The sequence below is a fragment of the Vibrio parahaemolyticus genome (genome assembly GCF_900460535.1).
GTDB lineage: Bacteria > Pseudomonadota > Gammaproteobacteria > Enterobacterales > Vibrionaceae > Vibrio > Vibrio parahaemolyticus.
The window spans coordinates 3,142,105-3,161,016 of sequence record NZ_UHIL01000001.1 but is presented as its reverse complement, the minus strand read 5'-3'; the positions used below and the strand labels follow the sequence as shown (position 1 = coordinate 3,161,016).

General features: G+C 45.3%; 12 protein-coding genes, 2 tRNA genes and 3 rRNA genes. 13 read left to right on the top strand and 4 right to left on the bottom strand.

Annotation, left to right across the window (positions count from 1 at the left end; genetic code table 11):
* Window position 1: 1 nt before the first annotated feature.
* Window positions 2-1,909 (top strand): class I SAM-dependent DNA methyltransferase, encoded by a 1,908-nt coding sequence (locus tag DYB02_RS16210; RefSeq protein WP_029846560.1) that lies wholly within the window; start codon window positions 2-4, stop codon window positions 1,907-1,909.
* Between the two features lie 646 nt (window positions 1,910-2,555).
* Here DYB02_RS16210 and cod read toward each other — a convergent pair.
* A complete protein-coding gene (cod, locus tag DYB02_RS16205) occupies window positions 2,556-3,839 on the bottom strand; it encodes a chitin oligosaccharide deacetylase (RefSeq protein WP_020835360.1) in 1,284 nt (427 codons plus the stop codon).
* Between the two features lie 247 nt (window positions 3,840-4,086).
* On the opposite strand from cod, the gene DYB02_RS16200 reads away from it, so the two are divergent.
* From DYB02_RS16200 to DYB02_RS16140, 12 genes are all read left to right on the top strand, one after another.
* Window positions 4,087-4,392 carry a PTS sugar transporter subunit IIB gene (locus DYB02_RS16200; protein WP_005478850.1) on the top strand — a complete coding sequence of 102 codons (306 nt, stop codon included), beginning with the start codon at window positions 4,087-4,089 and terminating at the stop codon, window positions 4,390-4,392.
* An 86-nt stretch (window positions 4,393-4,478) separates the two neighbouring features.
* The gene (locus DYB02_RS16195) at window positions 4,479-5,813 is read left to right on the top strand and encodes a PTS sugar transporter subunit IIC (protein ID WP_015297303.1); all 1,335 of its coding nucleotides are present in this window, start codon (window positions 4,479-4,481) and stop codon (window positions 5,811-5,813) included.
* Window positions 5,814-5,862: 49 nt separating this feature from the next.
* A complete protein-coding gene (locus tag DYB02_RS16190) occupies window positions 5,863-6,174 on the top strand; it encodes a PTS lactose/cellobiose transporter subunit IIA (RefSeq protein ID WP_005461092.1) in 312 nt (103 codons plus the stop codon).
* 10 nt (window positions 6,175-6,184) lie between these two features.
* Window positions 6,185-7,507, top strand: coding sequence for a 6-phospho-beta-glucosidase (locus tag DYB02_RS16185; protein ID WP_015297302.1), 1,323 nt, complete (start codon window positions 6,185-6,187; stop codon window positions 7,505-7,507).
* An 18-nt stretch (window positions 7,508-7,525) separates the two neighbouring features.
* A complete protein-coding gene (chbG, locus tag DYB02_RS16180) occupies window positions 7,526-8,281 on the top strand; it encodes a chitin disaccharide deacetylase (protein WP_005461089.1) in 756 nt (251 codons plus the stop codon).
* A gap of 105 nt (window positions 8,282-8,386) precedes the next feature.
* Window positions 8,387-9,397: a LacI family DNA-binding transcriptional regulator gene (locus DYB02_RS16175; protein ID WP_005461087.1), complete on the top strand. Its 1,011-nt coding sequence runs from the start codon at window positions 8,387-8,389 to the stop codon at window positions 9,395-9,397.
* 148 nt (window positions 9,398-9,545) lie between these two features.
* Window positions 9,546-10,799 (top strand): cyclic di-GMP phosphodiesterase, encoded by a 1,254-nt coding sequence (locus DYB02_RS16170; RefSeq protein ID WP_005497344.1) that lies wholly within the window; start codon window positions 9,546-9,548, stop codon window positions 10,797-10,799.
* 501 nt (window positions 10,800-11,300) lie between these two features.
* Window positions 11,301-12,853, top strand: a 16S ribosomal RNA gene (locus DYB02_RS16160).
* Between the two features lie 119 nt (window positions 12,854-12,972).
* Window positions 12,973-13,048: transfer RNA gene (locus tag DYB02_RS16155), tRNA-Glu, on the top strand.
* A 280-nt stretch (window positions 13,049-13,328) separates the two neighbouring features.
* A 23S ribosomal RNA gene (locus DYB02_RS16150) occupies window positions 13,329-16,219 on the top strand.
* 91 nt (window positions 16,220-16,310) lie between these two features.
* Window positions 16,311-16,426, top strand: a 5S ribosomal RNA gene (gene rrf / locus DYB02_RS16145).
* Together the 16S, 23S and 5S rRNA genes with 2 tRNA genes alongside form the textbook arrangement of a ribosomal RNA operon.
* Before the next feature lie 30 nt (window positions 16,427-16,456).
* Window positions 16,457-16,533: transfer RNA gene (locus tag DYB02_RS16140), tRNA-Asp, on the top strand.
* 93 nt (window positions 16,534-16,626) lie between these two features.
* Here the strand turns inward: DYB02_RS16140 and DYB02_RS26125 are convergent.
* The 3 genes from DYB02_RS26125 to DYB02_RS16120 form a co-directional block, all read right to left on the bottom strand.
* Entirely contained in the window at window positions 16,627-16,836 is a 210-nt protein-coding gene (locus DYB02_RS26125) for a transposase (protein WP_158077593.1), read from the bottom strand.
* Window positions 16,837-17,055: 219 nt separating this feature from the next.
* Window positions 17,056-17,169 carry a helix-turn-helix domain-containing protein gene (locus DYB02_RS16130; protein ID WP_017449387.1) on the bottom strand — a complete coding sequence of 38 codons (114 nt, stop codon included), beginning with the start codon at window positions 17,167-17,169 and terminating at the stop codon, window positions 17,056-17,058.
* A gap of 423 nt (window positions 17,170-17,592) precedes the next feature.
* Window positions 17,593-18,582 (bottom strand): sensor domain-containing diguanylate cyclase, encoded by a 990-nt coding sequence (locus DYB02_RS16120; RefSeq protein WP_029806988.1) that lies wholly within the window; start codon window positions 18,580-18,582, stop codon window positions 17,593-17,595.
* Window positions 18,583-18,912 lie beyond the last annotated feature (330 nt).

Genomic DNA, 18,912 nt, shown 5'->3' with positions numbered 1-18,912 from the left:
TATGGCTAAAGCAACAAAGACAACCAAACAACCTAAGGCTATTGCCTCAACTCAATCTCTTTCCTCTTTTGTAAAAAGCATCTGCGATGTAATGCGCCGTTCCAATTGTGCCAGCGCATTGCAATATGTGCCCGAACTCACTTGGATTCTGTTCTTACGTATTCTCGATGCACAGGAAATCAAAGCTCGCGAAGAAGCAGAAGTATTAGGGGCAAACTTTACCCCTGCGTTAAACAGCCCATACCGCTGGCAGGATTGGGCAGCGCCCTTTTCTGAAAAAACTGGCCACCCTAAAACAGCAGAAGGCAAACCGTACGGTTGGAAACGGCAGGAGTTATTTGCAGCCGGTGATGGCAAATTGTTCGACTTTATCAATAAAGAGTTACTGCCCCATCTACACAGTATGGATATCGACCCGCAAACTGGTTTACCCACCCCTGAGGCTAGCCGAAAACAGCGAATAATTGGTCGAACTATGACTGCTGTGGAGCGCGTTCGAGTCGATAGCGAAGCTAATCTACGTGATATTCTGGACAAAGTGCACGAGATCAATATTGAGTATGTGGACGATACCCACTTCTTCACCCTATCACAAGTGTATGAAGACCTATTGCTGAAAATGGGTGAGAAAAACTCCGACGGAGGCCAGTTTTTTACTCCACGTGAAGTCATTCGTGCAATGGTTCACACCGTGAAACCAGAGCTAGGTCAAACCGTTTATGATCCTTGCTGCGGTACCGGTGGCTTTCTTGCGATTGCTTATGAACATATCGCCCGACAACTTGGACAAAGCCCTGCGAGTACTGATCTCGACACACTAAAATACGATACATTTTTTGGCCGTGAAAAAGAGAACCTAGTAATCCCTATAGCACTGGCTAACTTAGTCTTACACGGTATCGATCAGCCCAACCTTTGGCATGGCAACTCATTGACTCGCCGCGCTACTTACGCCGGACTATTTGAGCAAGCCCCGAAGCAATTTGATGTAATTTTGACTAACCCTCCGTTTGGTGGCAAAGAAGGCAAAGACGCACAGAAAAACTTTGCATTTGAAACCAGTTCGACCCAAGTGCTTTTTGTTCAGGACATTCTAAGTGAACTTGCACCTGAGGGCTCCTGTGCAATTGTATTGGATGAAGGTCTGCTATTCCGCACTAACGAAAGCGCTTTTGTCGAAACCAAACGAAAACTTGTAGATGAATGCGATCTTTGGGCAATTGTCAGTTTACCCGGTGGTGTATTTTCAACAGCGGGAGCAGGCGTAAAAACCAACCTACTGTTTTTTACCAAAGGAAAGAAAACCGAAAAAATTTGGTACTACGACTTATCACACATCAAAGTCGGTAAGAAAACACCATTAACACTAGCGCACTTTGGTTTTGCACAAGATGGTACAGTTCTTCCCGATGCTCAACTACCCAATACTCTTACCGCTGATTGGTTAGAAGATAAAACTAACTTGGATAAGCCGTTCCCAAGCTACGCTCGTATGTTGCAAAACCACGGCAAACCAGAAGGTGATAGTCGCTATTCTTGGACGGTTGATTTTTCTGATCGCCGAGCTAAAGCCCGTGAAGAAATGCAGCCTTTACTCGAAGAGGCTGCTGCCATTAAAGCCGAGGTTATTGATTTAAAAGAACAGCATAAGCAACTTAAAAAGGATAAAGCTGAGAAAGCAGCTCTAGATGCCGTAAATGAACAGATTGCACAGAAGCAAAAGGCAGCCAAAGCGCTAGAGACTAAGGCCTCCGATATTGATGCTGCAACGTTTGATCTCAAGGCTGTCAACCCGTATGTGGTTGTAGAACAAGATACCCGAACGCCAGCGGAGATAATCTCAAGTATCAAAGAGAAAGAGGCGGTCATTGCAAAGGCATTGAAAAAACTAGAAGGGTTATTGGCATAATCTGAGATTTATTAAAGAATATAACTTCCAGGTCAAAGCGTTGCGGCGGTTTTGACCTGGCGTTTAGAAATACCCAATAAGCTATCTAATACAAATAAAAGTCCTTGATTCAATAGTGTTAAATCAGTTTTGTCCAGAAACGTGTTACAAAGGGTGAACTAGTGTGTGCACCACTTTCTTATTTCAAACCTGTGCTCGGCGTGTGCTAAAAAGATCCAATGAAATCCTATTTCATGGTCCTTGATATCCAAAGAAATCCTCTTAAATGCAAGTAATTACAAGGGCTTAAGAGGAATTCAAAATCCGTTGCCTTCGGGCGTGGCGGTTCAAGTCCGCCCACCGGTACCATATTCCAAGACAGAGCCTCGACGAAAGTCGGGGCTTTGTTGTTTCTGGCGTTTGTAAATTCAAATCCAGCGTGGCGTCAGGAGTGTCTGCCCAGTTGGATGCAAGCCTTGTCACCTCACTTATCAGTACCATACATAGAAAGGTCGCTTTTATAGCGGCCTTTCGTCGTTTGGGGGAGATGCGCTTAGATTTACGTGTGTTTGGAGGTTCGAGTTGAATACCGATTTGCCGCGTTTCAAGAAAAAAGCGCGAGGGTATGCCTCGCGCAAACTACTACATGATGATAGTAGGGAACAGCTTATAGAGCTGTGAACAAGGTGTTCTGTGAGCTCGGACTCCAGTCTGCTTGAGATACGTGCGGTACATTAACTAGGTAACGCAAACCTTGATAAGTCACCACATCGCCTTGTTTGTATGAAACATTCTGAGTCCAATTAGTAGCTGGATCCGCATTCGTCCACAAGCTAGATGTTGGTGATGGAGCCCAATCTTGTTGCGCTGTATGGCTTGTTACTGCTTGATATACCGTACCGAGGTGTAGAACGTAGTCGCCGGCGCTGTAGTTGTTACCAACTTGCCAGTTCGGTGTGTAGTTATCCATGGTATCGAAGACATAACCAGCCTGTTTGGCTAGCTGGATAAACTTCGCGAGCTTCGGTAGGTTTTGAGTTGCACCCATGCCACGTTTACCGTCTTCAAACAGGAACTCATGAGTTAACACAATAACTTTATCGGCATGCAAAGGTGTACCACATGGGAACTCTTGTGCTTTGGAGTTGATAGGGTTAATTGTCGTAGGCGCACAAGTATTTAGCGCGGAATCGACATACCCAAGGAATGGTTCAGCTTCTGTAAGGCTGTTTGCTGGCATCGCAATGCCCCAGTTTTCAGGGGCCCAATCCACATCCCAACCGTGAGTTTGATAGCCATTATTCGCTAGGATATTTTGAACCGCGATGGCTGCTTTTACACTGTTAGATGGGTTTGCCGTATCACATGAATAGCCAGGCTCCCAAGGTTTAAGATCATCGGACGTGGCACATAAGCCGTCCGCTTTGAAGTCTTTCGTAACGCGCCAACCATTGGTATAAGGCAAACGAGCAAACTCATTCGCTTTATAGTTTGGGTAGCTCGTAATGTTCGGCAAATATTTTTCTAGTACTGACAAGTTTTCTGCAAACATCGAGGCATCGTAGGCAGGATCTTGATAAGAGTTGATCTGGTGATCACCCGTTGCATTACATTCTGCCGCACTGTTTGGGCCAAATTCTTCAACACAGTTGTGAACCATATGGTCATAACTGTGGTTTGCGACGATGTGGCCGCTATCCAACGCCAGTTTTAGTGCCTCTAACGCTCTGTCTTCGTTTTCATCACCAATACCATCTAGGTGCCACGCATTAAAGTAAAACGTCGCTTTTACTTCTTCTTGATTTAGCACATTAATGACGTCAATTGAGGCGTTGATTGGGCCATCATCAAACGTCAGATAAATGGTTCCTTTGGTGTCAGTTTGGGCAAATGCATATTGAGATAGAGCGGCACTTACAAGCGTTGCAATAGCCAGTTTATTTAATTTCATTTTCGATTCCTTTTCGAAATTAATAATGACGTTGTCAGTAGTAATATATTGATAGTTGTAAATGTAAATTCGTAATCTTCCTTAATTCTCTGACTTTTATCCTAGACCTAAATAATTATTAAAAAATAGACCTTATTTTCTAAAGTGAGATTCTGTTCACGAATAACGCAACCGGTTGCGCTTTTTTGTGCTGATTATTTTTGCTACAGTTTTTGCAGGTTGAAATTTACACAACGGGAGTAAGGCTATGAAAAAGATCCTTTTATGCTGTAGCGCAGGGATGTCGACCAGTATGCTTGTTAAGAAAATGGAGCAAGCTGCTGAAATTAAAGGAATTGAATGCAAGATTGATGCGATGTCAGTGAATGCATTTGAAGAGGCGATTAAAGAGTATGACGTTTGTTTACTAGGTCCTCAGGTACGTTTTCAACTGGAAGAGTTAAGAAAAACAGCGCAAGAGTACGGAAAAAATATCGATGCGATATCTCCCCAAGCATATGGAATGATGAAAGGGGACGAAGTACTAGAACAAGCATTAGAATTAATTAACTAAGCCAATAATTTGAAATAAAAGAAAATTGTTCATCAAATATAAATATTTGATGCGGGATTATTTTGTCTGAAATAAGGATGGACTCTATGAAGCTTTATGACGCGATTATAGGAACAGTCGAAAAGCATATAGCCCCTATCGCTGCAAAAGTGGGTAATCAACCCCACGTTCGCGCAATGAGAGATGGTTTTATTGTCGCTATGCCGTTTATCATCGTGGGCAGTTTCATTTTGATTTTTGCATTTCCACCATTTGCTGAAGATACGACGTTTACCTTTGGTCGTCTTTGGCTCGACTTTGCTACCACTCACTTTGACACCATTATGATGCCTTTCAATATGTCGATGGGGATCATGACCATCTTCGTGTCGCTCGGTGTTGCCTACAGTCTGGCGAAAGCGTACAAAATGGATGGGATCACTAGCGCGGTTTTATCTTTAATGTGTTTCTTGCTGGTGGCTGCACCAGCTCAAGATGGCACGTTAGCGATGAAACACATGGGCGGTACAGGGATCTTCACTGCAGTAATGTGTGCCTTCTTTGCTGTTGAGCTGTATCGATTTATGAAAAAGCACAACATCACGATTCGCATGCCAGAGCAGGTGCCACCTGCGATCGCGCGTTCTTTCGAGGTGTTACTGCCTGTTCTAGCTGTGTTTGTCACGCTTTATCCACTAAGCATCTTCGTTCAAACCCAATACGACATGTTGATTCCTGATGCAGTTATGGCGATGTTCAAGCCATTAATCAGCGCATCAAATACTTTACCTGCAATCATTGGTGCACTACTCATGTGTCAATTACTTTGGTTTGCAGGGATTCATGGTGCCGCGATTGTGGTTGGCCTTCTATCGCCAATCTTTCTAACAAACATCAGTGGAAACATCGACGCATTTGTTGCTGGGCAGCCTGTTCCGAATATCTTCACTCAGCCGTTCTGGGACTTCTATATCTTCATTGGTGGTTCTGGTGCGACGTTAGCGTTGGTTCTACTTATGTCATTTAGCCGCTCTGTTCACCTAAAGAGTATCGGCCGAATGAGTGCGGTTCCTGGCTTCTTTCAAATTAATGAACCAGTGATTTTTGGTAGCCCAATCGTAATGAACCCAACATTGTTCATCCCATTTGTTTTTGCTCCAGTAATTAACGCAACGATTGCTTACTTTGCTGTGCATCTTGGCTTCGTAGGTATGGGGGTGGCTACTACACCATGGACGACGCCGGCAATTATTGGTGCGTCTTGGGGAAGTGGCTGGACGTTTTCTCCGGTACTGCTCGTAGTGGGTCTGTTGATTCTTGACCTTCTTATCTACTTCCCATTCTTCAAAATGTTTGAGAAGCAAATGCTTGAGCAAGAACTACCAACAACCAAAGAAACGAAACAGGCAGAACAACCTGCTGGTGAAGGCGTAACCGCTTAATTATGAATGGGCTGTTTTACCAAGCAGCCCATATTTCTGGAGAGAGAAAATGGAACAAGAACTGGTTGTAATGGAAATCATCTGCAATGCGGGTGAAGCCAGAAGTTTAAGTTATGAAGCGCTCCGTTTGGCGAGAGAGCAAAAATTTGAAGCAGCAGAAGAGAAATTGTTGCAAGCCAGAGAGTGCATTAACAAGGCGCATTTAATTCAGACGCAATTGATCGAAGAAGATCAGGGGGAGGGCAAAGTGCCGATGACTCTGGTTATGGTGCACGCTCAAGATCATTTAATGACAACGATTCTAGCGCAAGAAATGGCTGTTGAGATTGTCGCTTTGAACAAGCAACTCGCGAACAAGTAAGGAAATCATTATGTCTAGAGAGGCGATCAAACTTGCCATTATTGGTGGTGGCAGTAGCTATACTCCGGAATTGGTTGAAGGGGTAATCAAACGCTTGGATTACTTGCCAGTTAAACAGATTCACTTTGTGGACATAGAATCCGGCGCGGAAAAGCTAGAAATCATCAAAGGCTTGGCTCAGCGGATGGTCGATAAAGCGGGCGCGGATATTGAAATTAAAGCGGATTTTGACCGCCGTGCTGCGATCAAAGGCGCTGACTTTGTCATGACTCAATTCCGTGTAGGCGGGCTTGCTGCTCGAGCAAACGATGAAAGAATTCCTATCAAATACGATGTGATCGGACAAGAAACCACAGGCCCTGGCGGATTTGCTAAAGCACTGAGAACCATTCCGGTCATTCTTGATATCTGTAAAGACATTGAAGAGTTGGCGCCAAACGCTTGGATGCTCAACTTTACGAACCCTGCTGGTCTCGTCTCAGAAGCGGTGAGTAAGCATACTAAAGTCAAAAGTATCGGCTTATGTAATGTACCCGTCTCAATGGAAATGATGATTGCAGAGATGATGGATTGCGAGCCCAAAGAGCTACAGTTGGAGTTTGCAGGTCTAAATCATCTGGTCTGGGTACACAAAGCGTGGCTGAAAGGCGAAGACATCACTCAAACCGTCTTAGAGAAAGTCGGAGATGGCGCTAACTTCAGTATGAAGAACATTTGGGAAGAACCGTGGGATCCGGCATTTCTAAAAGCGCTCGGTGCGATTCCTTGTCCTTATCATCGCTATTTTTACCAAACAGACGCTATGTTGGCAGAAGAAAAGCAGAGCGCAGGTGAAAAAGGGACTCGCGCAGAGCAAGTCATGGAAACCGAAAATGCATTGTTTAAGCTCTATCAAGATCCGAACTTAGACCACAAACCGAAAGAGTTGGAAGAGCGAGGGGGAGCATATTACTCAGATGCGTCACTCAATCTCGTCGACTCCATTTACAACAACCGTAACAGCATTCATGTCGTAAACGTTTTAAACAACGGCGCGATCAATGGCCTACCGGATGATGCCGTGATTGAATGCAGTGCTGTGATTGGTAGTTGGGGGGCAAAACCCCTTGCTGTTGGTGAGCTATCAAACAACATCAAAGGGCTACTGCATCAAGTGAAAGCTTATGAGCAGTTGACGATAGAAGCCGCTGTTGAAGGTAACTACGACAAAGCATTGATGGCATTAACGAATAATCCTTTGGTGCCAGACATTGGTCGAGCGAAAGCGATATTGGATGAGCTGTTAGCGGTTAATGCGCCTTATTTGCCTCAATTTAAACTTACAGCGTTGTAATACTAAGGAAGAGCGTCAATGAAAGTCATTTTTAATGCGGACGATTTTGGTCTGACTCAAGGTGTTAATAACGGCATTGTAAAGTCCCATCAAGATGGTGTCGTGAAATCGACTACTATGATGGTAGGGATGGATGCCGAGCAGAATGCAATCGAGTTAGCTCATCAAAATCCAGACTTAAAAATTGGCGTACATCTACGGTTTACAGCAGGTGCTCCTCTCACGGAGCACCCAAACTTAACCAATGGTAGAACGCATTTCGTCAAATACAGTGAATTGTGGAACAAGCAAGATTTTGAAGCTCAAGCGGTTTACGATGAAGCTAAAGCTCAAATTGATCACTTCTTGTCACTTGGACTAACGCTCAGCCACCTTGATAGTCATCATCATGCTCATACGCATCCCCAGATTCTTCCTATTGTTCAGAAACTCGCGAAAGAGCACCGCGTGCCACTTCGCGGGAGTGGTATCTGTCACCAACCAATGACGACAAGCTATTTCTTTACCGATGAGTTTTACGATCAAAAGGTAAGTTTGGACGGATTAATGCAACACCTTTTGAGCTTAAAAGAGAATTACGATGTGGTAGAGGTGATGTGTCATCCTGCTTATGCCGACCAGCCCCTTATTATGAAAAGTGGCTATGCTCTGCAAAGAGAGTTAGAGCTACAAGTGCTCACATCTCCCATTCTAAAAGAGCAATTGGCGCAGCATGGTATAGCCGTCACGGATTACTCCGCACTCGTTTCTACCAGCCAAGTTGTAGGTGTATGATTAAGGCTGCCAGATTCGACCCCTATAGTCACCTTACGAATTGCTGGCAGCCATTTTTCGAATAAAAACATTCATTATTTATTAGCAGTTGGATTCATTAGCATTATGGCAAGGATTAAAGATGTCGCCGAACTCGCCGGTGTAAATCGTTCTACCGTTTCTCGCATCATTAATGGGGAAGGAAAGTTTCGTGAAGAAACTAGAAAAAAAGTAGAACAAGCCATGGCGCAATTGAATTACCGTCCAAGTGCGATCGCCCGTTCTCTTGCAACATCGTCAAGTAATATGGTCGGTTTGTTGGTGACTTATTACACCGGTGGATTTTTCGGTGAAATGATGGAGCAAGTGCAAACAGAATTAGACATTCATAAGAAGTTTCTCATCACTGCGCAAGGCCATCATTCTGCTGAAGGAGAGAAAGAAGCGATTCAGCGTTTCAACGATCTTCGTTGCGATGGCTATGTTCTGCATAGTCGCTATTTATCCGATGATGATCTACGTGAGTTAGCAAAACTTCCTACGCCTTTTGTGCTTCTCGATCGTTATGTCGAAGGGATTGAAGAGCGCTGCATTACGTTTAATCACCACCATGCAAGTCGTATCGCTGTTGAGCACTTAATCGCTGGTGGCCATAAAAACATTGCCTGTATTACCGGGCCATCCCTACGTCACAATAGTTTGCTCAGAAAGCTTGGCTATGTTGATGCAATGAAAACAGCTGGTATCGACATTGATGAAAGTTGGTGTGAAGAAGGGAATTACGGCAGACAAAGCGGTTATGATGCGATGGCTTCCATTTTAAAACGTCACCCAGAGGTAACTGCTGTATTTTCATGCAGCGAAGAAATGACGGTTGGGGCGATGCAATATCTTCATGAGCATAAAATTTCGGTGCCGGAGCAAATCTCTTTAACCAGTTTTGACAGTGTAGACCTATGTGAAAGTTTGTACCCGACGGTATCTGCTGTGCATTTCCCTATTAGTGATATGGCGCGAGCGGCTGTGCAAACGTTAATGGGGTTAGTAAAAAAACAGGAGCACATAGAAAAACCTGTCTTCGAAGCCAAGCTGAAACTGCGTCATGCGGATCGAGTATTAAAACAAGACTCTGATTGATACTCAGGTATGAGCTTGATTCAAATTATGAACAACACATTGGTTCTTAACGCGAATGACTCGCACTTGTGAGTTCTTATTGATGAATTTATTTACAGAATCTACTACTATTCTTGGTTTATCGTGAAAACTTAATAGTAGTGAAAAAGTGGCAGCAATTAAACTTACAGTGGATCGTATTCAGCCGGGATTACATATCCGCCTTCCGCTAAAGTGGAACGATCACCCCTTCCTACTCAATAGCTTTAAAATTAAAGACCAGGAACAGATCGAGATGATTCGTCATCTCGGTGTGAAGTTCGTGTACTTTAATCCCGAACAAAGCGACACCGCACCATTGCCCGTCAATCAAATCCAAACGGACAGCACAACAAGCAATGAATCGTTGGATCTAGAAACGCAAAAACTGTGGCAAGAAAAACAGAAACGAATTGAAAAGCTCAGTGCATATCGTCGACGAGTGATTCAGTGTGAGAAAGAGTTTGAGCGCTCACTTGCGCGGATGCGATCAGTCATGACGAAAATTCGTAACCGCCCAACTGCCGCTGTTGATGAAGCTCAACTGTTAATAGAAGACATTGTTGAGAAGTTGATGTGCGATGATAATGTCACGCTTCATCTAATGAACGGCAAAAACGAATTTGAAGATATCTATTTCCATTCTCTAAACGTTGCGGTTATTGCCATGATGATTGGGCGTGCGAAAGGGTATTCTGCCAAGCAACTAAAAGAGCTCTCTTTCGCTGCTCTGTTTCATGATATGGGTAAGATCAAAATCCCTACCGCTATATTAAGAAAGCAAGTGCCATTAACCGAGCCAGAAACCAACTACCTAAAGTTACATACTAAATATGGTTTGGATCTCGCGAATCAGATCGAAGGTTTTCCTGAACCAGCTAAAACCGTGATTGCTCAGCATCATGAGTTAAGAGATGGCTCCGGTTATCCTGAGGGTCTTAAAGGGGATGAAATTGATGAATTGGCTCAAATTGTCATAGTGGCAAATGCATTTGATAATTTGTGCCATACACCGATCGCTTCAGAACAGAAAATCCCATACACCGCCCTTTCTCATTTATATAAAAACTGTAAACACCTATATAAAGAAGAAAACCTTAATATTCTGATCAAGTTCATGGGCGTCTTCCCTCCTGGCACGGTTGTTCAGTTATCTAATAATATGGTGGGATTGGTCATCTCAGTGAACGCTTCAAACCTGCTATTTCCAAATGTTCTGGTTTACGACCCATCAGTGCCAAGAACTCAAGCTCCCATCATTGAGCTTGCATCGAAAGATTTGAGGATCGTAAATGCGATTCATCCATCTAAATTGCCAGATAAGATAAAAGAGTACCTAAACCCACGCTCGCGAATATCCTATTTCTTTGACAGTGATGAGTAGTTATCCACAGTTTTTTGTGAGTATTCTGTAGAAATGCTGGGTGTTAATTTGGGTGAATTTAGATGTTGAGTGGAAAGTGTCCATTTGGCATGTTTTTTTAGAAAAAATGCATTTTTAGTATTGCCAAAGAAATTCTTCTCCCTATAATGCGCATCCATCGAAACGGCAGACGCGATAAGGCTTCAGCAGTGTCGGAGAGGTAAAAAGCTTCTACGAAAATTAGTTGAAAAAGTGTTTGACACTAACAACCAAATCGCTAGAATGCACCTCCGCTTTGAGAGAAAAACTTCTCGCAGAGCAAGCTCTTTAACAATATAGACCTATCAATCTGTGTGGGCACTCGTTGATGATGATCCAATTAGATATTTCTTTCTTAACGGAAAGCGATATCAAATTAGGTTTCAATGAAACGAAGTGACCATTGAATCTTCGGATTCAGCACAGTCAATTCAAACATTACTTTATGTAATGTTCAGTATTCATTGAGCCGAACAAAATCTTAAATTGAAGAGTTTGATCATGGCTCAGATTGAACGCTGGCGGCAGGCCTAACACATGCAAGTCGAGCGGAAACGAGTTATCTGAACCTTCGGGGGACGATAACGGCGTCGAGCGGCGGACGGGTGAGTAATGCCTAGGAAATTGCCCTGATGTGGGGGATAACCATTGGAAACGATGGCTAATACCGCATGATGCCTACGGGCCAAAGAGGGGGACCTTCGGGCCTCTCGCGTCAGGATATGCCTAGGTGGGATTAGCTAGTTGGTGAGGTAAGGGCTCACCAAGGCGACGATCCCTAGCTGGTCTGAGAGGATGATCAGCCACACTGGAACTGAGACACGGTCCAGACTCCTACGGGAGGCAGCAGTGGGGAATATTGCACAATGGGCGCAAGCCTGATGCAGCCATGCCGCGTGTGTGAAGAAGGCCTTCGGGTTGTAAAGCACTTTCAGTCGTGAGGAAGGTGGTAGTGTTAATAGCACTATCATTTGACGTTAGCGACAGAAGAAGCACCGGCTAACTCCGTGCCAGCAGCCGCGGTAATACGGAGGGTGCGAGCGTTAATCGGAATTACTGGGCGTAAAGCGCATGCAGGTGGTTTGTTAAGTCAGATGTGAAAGCCCGGGGCTCAACCTCGGAATTGCATTTGAAACTGGCAGACTAGAGTACTGTAGAGGGGGGTAGAATTTCAGGTGTAGCGGTGAAATGCGTAGAGATCTGAAGGAATACCGGTGGCGAAGGCGGCCCCCTGGACAGATACTGACACTCAGATGCGAAAGCGTGGGGAGCAAACAGGATTAGATACCCTGGTAGTCCACGCCGTAAACGATGTCTACTTGGAGGTTGTGGCCTTGAGCCGTGGCTTTCGGAGCTAACGCGTTAAGTAGACCGCCTGGGGAGTACGGTCGCAAGATTAAAACTCAAATGAATTGACGGGGGCCCGCACAAGCGGTGGAGCATGTGGTTTAATTCGATGCAACGCGAAGAACCTTACCTACTCTTGACATCCAGAGAACTTTCCAGAGATGGATTGGTGCCTTCGGGAACTCTGAGACAGGTGCTGCATGGCTGTCGTCAGCTCGTGTTGTGAAATGTTGGGTTAAGTCCCGCAACGAGCGCAACCCTTATCCTTGTTTGCCAGCGAGTAATGTCGGGAACTCCAGGGAGACTGCCGGTGATAAACCGGAGGAAGGTGGGGACGACGTCAAGTCATCATGGCCCTTACGAGTAGGGCTACACACGTGCTACAATGGCGCATACAGAGGGCAGCCAACTTGCGAAAGTGAGCGAATCCCAAAAAGTGCGTCGTAGTCCGGATTGGAGTCTGCAACTCGACTCCATGAAGTCGGAATCGCTAGTAATCGTGGATCAGAATGCCACGGTGAATACGTTCCCGGGCCTTGTACACACCGCCCGTCACACCATGGGAGTGGGCTGCAAAAGAAGTAGGTAGTTTAACCTTCGGGGGGACGCTTACCACTTTGTGGTTCATGACTGGGGTGAAGTCGTAACAAGGTAGCGCTAGGGGAACCTGGCGCTGGATCACCTCCTTAAACGATGATTACTCACGATGAGTGTCCACACAGATTGATACGGTTTATAAAGTAAGGAGAAGAGAGTTACCAAACTCTCAGGTTTGGTTCTGCTTTTTAAAGTGGAAACAGACAGCAGTGTCCCGTTCGTCTAGAGGCCTAGGACACCGCCCTTTCACGGCGGTAACAGGGGTTCGACTCCCCTACGGGATACCATCTTTAAGCACATTTCTTTTGATAAGAAAGTATTAAGTGTTCTTAAAAATGGTTACTTCATTAGAAGTGATTAGCTCTTTAACAATTTGGAAAGCTGACAAAACAACAATTTATTGTTGTTTGTAAAGTTCTCAATGTTTGTCTTTAAGACAAACACCAAAATAACACATTCAAGTGTTCTTGGAATTTGAGTCCGGCAAAATCGAGTCTGCATCATGTATAAAAATTGCAGACAACTTTGGTGACTTGTTCATCAGCTCGAAACTCCTTCGGGTTGTATGGTTAAGTGACTAAGCGTACACGGTGGATGCCTTGGCAGTCAGAGGCGATGAAAGACGTAGTAACTTGCGATAAGCCCAGATTAGGTAGTAACAACCATTTGAGTCTGGGATTTCTGAATGGGGAAACCCACGTGCATAAGCACGTATCCTTACCTGAATACATAGGGTAAGGAGGCGAACCGGGGGAACTGAAACATCTAAGTACCCCGAGGAAAAGAAATCAACCGAGATTCCGAAAGTAGCGGCGAGCGAAATTGGACTAGCCCTTAAGCTTTACACGCGTTAGACGAACGGTCTGGAAAGTCCGACGATACAGGGTGATAGTCCCGTAGTTGACGACGTGTGTTCAGTGAAATCGAGTAGGGCGGGACACGTGATATCCTGTCTGAATATGGGGGGACCATCCTCCAAGGCTAAATACTACTGACTGACCGATAGTGAACCAGTACCGTGAGGGAAAGGCGAAAAGAACCCCTGTGAGGGGAGTGAAATAGAACCTGAAACCGTGTACGTACAAGCAGTAGGAGCAGGCTTTGTCCTGTGACTGCGTACCTTTTGTATAATGGGTCAGCGACTTATATTCAGTGGCAAGGTTAACCATCTAGGGGAGCCGTAGGGAAACCGAGTCTTAACTGGGCGTTCAGTCTCTGGATATAGACCCGAAACCAGGTGATCTAGCCATGGGCAGGTTGAAGGTTGAGTAACATCAACTGGAGGACCGAACCGACTAATGTTGAAAAATTAGCGGATGACTTGTGGCTAGGGGTGAAAGGCCAATCAAACCTGGAGATAGCTGGTTCTCCCCGAAAGCTATTTAGGTAGCGCCTCGGACGAATACTACTGGGGGTAGAGCACTGTTAAGGCTAGGGGGTCATCCCGACTTACCAACCCTTTGCAAACTCCGAATACCAGTAAGTACTATCCGGGAGACACACGGCGGGTGCTAACGTCCGTCGTGGAGAGGGAAACAACCCAGACCGCCAGCTAAGGTCCCAAATTACTACTAAGTGGGAAACGATGTGGGAAGGCTCAGACAGCCAGGATGTTGGCTTAGAAGCAGCCATCATTTAAAGAAAGCGTAATAGCTCACTGGTCGAGTCGGCCTGCGCGGAAGATGTAACGGGGCTAAGTAGTAAACCGAAGCTGCGGCAATATACTTTTGTATATTGGGTAGGGGAGCGTTCTGTAAGCGGTTGAAGGTGTGTGGTAACGCATGCTGGACGTATCAGAAGTGCGAATGCTGACATGAGTAACGATAAAGGGGGTGAAAAACCTCCTCGCCGGAAGACCAAGGGTTCCTGTCCAACGTTAATCGGGGCAGGGTAAGTCGACCCCTAAGGCGAGGCCGAAAGGCGTAGTCGATGGGAAACGGGTTAATATTCCCGTACTTCTTACAATTGCGATGGGGGGACGGAGAAGGCTAGGTGGGCCTGGCGACGGTTGTCCAGGTTCAAGTGCGTAGGCTTGAGAGTTAGGTAAATCCGGCTCTCTTTAAGGCTGAGACACGACGTCGAGCATCTACGGATGTGAAGTCATTGATGCCATGCTTCCAGGAAAAGCCTCTAAGCTTCAGATTGTAAGGAATCGTACCCCAAACCGACACAGGTGGTCGGGTAGAGAATACCAAGGCGCTTGAGAGAACTCGGGTGAAGGAACTAGGCAAAATGGTACCGTAACTTCGGGAGAAGGTACGCTCTCGACGGTGAAGTCCCTTGCGGATGGAGCTATTGAGAGTCGCAGATACCAGGTGGCTGCAACTGTTTATTAAAAACACAGCACTGTGCAAAATCGTAAGATGACGTATACGGTGTGACGCCTGCCCGGTGCCGGAAGGTTAATTGATGGGGTTAGACTTCGGTCGAAGCTCTTGATCGAAGCCCCGGTAAACGGCGGCCGTAACTATAACGGTCCTAAGGTAGCGAAATTCCTTGTCGGGTAAGTTCCGACCTGCACGAATGGCGTAATGATGGCCACGCTGTCTCCACCCGAGACTCAGTGAAATTGAAATCGCTGTGAAGATGCAGTGTACCCGCGGCTAGACGGAAAGACCCCGTGAACCTTTACTACAGCTTGGCACTGAACATTGACCCTACATGTGTAGGATAGGTGGGAGGCTTTGAAGCACGTACGCCAGTATGTGTGGAGCCGTCCTTGAAATACCACCCTTGTAGTGTTGATGTTCTAACGTCGACCCCTAATCGGGGTTGCGGACAGTGCCTGGTGGGTAGTTTGACTGGGGCGGTCTCCTCCCAAAGAGTAACGGAGGAGCACGAAGGTGGGCTAATCACGGTTGGACATCGTGAGGTTAGTGCAATGGCATAAGCCCGCTTGACTGCGAGAATGACAATTCGAGCAGGTGCGAAAGCAGGTCATAGTGATCCGGTGGTTCTGAATGGAAGGGCCATCGCTCAACGGATAAAAGGTACTCCGGGGATAACAGGCTGATACCGCCCAAGAGTTCATATCGACGGCGGTGTTTGGCACCTCGATGTCGGCTCATCACATCCTGGGGCTGAAGTCGGTCCCAAGGGTATGGCTGTTCGCCATTTAAAGTGGTACGCGAGCTGGGTTTAGAACGTCGTGAGACAGTTCGGTCCCTATCTGCCGTGGGCGTTGGAAGATTGAAGGGGGCTGCTCCTAGTACGAGAGGACCGGAGTGGACGAACCTCTGGTGTTCGGGTTGTGTCGCCAGACGCATTGCCCGGTAGCTAAGTTCGGAATCGATAACCGCTGAAAGCATCTAAGCGGGAAGCGAGCCCTGAGATGAGTCTTCCCTGATACTTTAAGTATCCTAAAGGGTTGTCGGAGACTACGACGTTGATAGGTCAGGTGTGTAAGTGCTGTGAGGCATTGAGCTAACTGATACTAATTGCCCGTGAGGCTTAACCATACAACACCCAAGGGGTTTTGATGGACTCGAAGCAAGAACAGAATTGAATGTGTAGAGAACACAAAAACAGCTTTCCGAATTAAAGAATTTGCTTGGCGACCATAGCGTTTTGGACCCACCTGACTCCATTCCGAACTCAGAAGTGAAACGAAATAGCGCCGATGGTAGTGTGGGGTTTCCCCATGTGAGAGTAGGACATCGCCAGGCTTTAAATTTAGACTTAGGTCTAACCAGTGCGGAGCGGTAGTTCAGTTGGTTAGAATACCGGCCTGTCACGCCGGGGGTCGCGGGTTCGAGTCCCGTCCGCTCCGCCACTTATTTGAAAGCCCTGCTAGAAATAGCAGGGCTTTTGTCGTGTTAGAGTCTGTCATTTTCCCTTCCAAGAGAAGTCATACCAATCTGGAAAATTAACTGGTCAGGTCTATCCATCTTCTCGAGCATATTTGGGTGACTCTTTTGGAGCAATCCAAAACCGATTCTATGCATCGCAGACTTTGGAGATGATGTCGTCGTAATACGTAAAAGATTGGTTGCCTCAACCAACGCCATACTTGTTCGATAGGGTTTAGCTCTGGAGAATAGGGCGAAAGTTTGATTACACTGACATTTAAAGTCATTGGCAATTTCTTCTGTATGCCATCCTGCGCCATCCATTACAACGACGGCGTGACGTCCTTCCTCCGTGACTGCCAATATTTGTTTTAAGTGCTCTATCATGATGTCTTTATTAACCCAGGGACAATGATAGCCTCACCAATTCCTCTTCTGCGACGACTGAACCGAACAGATAAGCATACTCAAATTGTTGTTTCTCGGCTCTTGGGCGAGCTGCTTTTTCAGTCCATAAGTGTGTTGTCGTGTTTTAAGCGGGAAGTTATCCATGAAAAGCCCATGTGGTCGGGCAGGTAATAGATAGAGTCAGGGTGGTAGTGCTCGCCAAATTCTTTCATGATATAAGCGTGGATATCGGAACCAGCCAGTCGTCCGCCTTGTGTATTATTGGCTTTTCTTACCGTTCTTCTAGCCCTTCTTCAAGAAAGGTTTGAACTCATTTATTGATACTAGTTCGACTTACCTTGAGAAACTTGACGATTTGTGTGCGTGAATATACATCATTTGAGATGAGCAAGGGCCAGCAGGCTCATTTTCATTTGGAATGGATTTTTGCTGACTTGTGAGCTTTTTAAGTCGACATTAAGGATTTAATGATAGTGGTTTAGGTCGATAAATAGCGAACACATATAGAGCACTTTTTACTAATAGTTATAAGGTTTTTAGATAAGCGAGTTTTTAGCGATGTTATTGTGGGGACTGCGTAGGACGGAGGTTTCTTAGTAAAGAGGCTATCGTGGTAAGAAATGGGTTATTTATTTTTAGGAAACCCTTTGTATTTTTAAGTGACCGGCTTGATAAAGCTTAAGATCTGGCAGGTTTTCGTAAGCTAGGGTGACTTGATTGCGTCCTGAGTGCTTTGAATAGTACATCGCTTTATCGGCCTCGATTAGAAGCTCTTTTGCGTTGGATTGTTGTGAATTCAACTCTGCTACACCAATACTAACAGTGGTCGTAATTTCAACGTCGTCGACATGACAGATAGTTGCTTGTATAGCTTGGCGGATGCGTTCAGCTACTTCATACGCTTGAATCGCATTCGTATCTGTTAAGATTACTGCGAACTCTTCTCCTCCCAATCGACCTATAAAGTCGCTGCCACGAATGACGCCTTGGCAAACGTGAGCAATGCGAGTGATAACATGATCACCAGAAAAGTGGCCAACGCTATCATTAATATCTTTGAAGTGATCAATATCGATCATCAAGCATGAAAGTGTTTTAGAACGTTTTGTATGTTGAATGATCGCATTATCTAAATTGGAGATAAACGCCCGACGGTTGAGAAGACCAGTAAGTGCATCAGTTTCTGATAATTGTTTAAGGCGTTGTTCTAGCAAATGAGTCTTGGTGATATCACGTACAGACCAGATCACCAGTTTGTTTGCATTTTCAGGAGCGTTAACTGGTTTGATAATCGCCTCAAACCACATTTCTTCTGGATTTTCCAACGCTTCTAGCTCTTCTATAGGCAGGAGTAGGTGGTCATGCAGAGAAAGGTTGTATTTCACGACTTTCGTTTCGTTATCTTGCATAACGTCAAAAATAAACCCCATGAGTTCATCTGCTTTGGTTGGGGAAAGGACATCGCTAAGCTGTAAGCCAGTGTAGCGTTCTGCGTTGAACGTTTTGGAGTGGTGGGTACCACCAAAGCTTTCAATATAGCGCCCGCTTTCGTCTAGGATAAACACATGATCCGGTAGGGTGTTTAAAATGGCTTCTAACCATGTTTCCCTTTCTTTATAAATCATGTGGTTACTTTCCTTCTTCTCGGCAAGTAGCCGATTATATAGGTTTGTATTGATGACACAATCAATATGGATCACATAATGGTTTATCGATTCAGCTAATCTGTGTGTTAGCTTTTGAGCTGTTTGAGTGAAATTTTTATAGCACTTTGTTTCGTGTGGGTGTAGGCTCTTGCCTGTATATTTTTGAGACAAAAAATTCATGTTATATCTCTTGTTTAAAAACTTCGTAAGAAGGCTGAACTCCGTGCATAAAACGCGATGAAGTGTTGCTCGGAGTCATAAATTATCTTCATCAGATGTGGAAATACGTGCACAGCTAAGCTGGAAAAT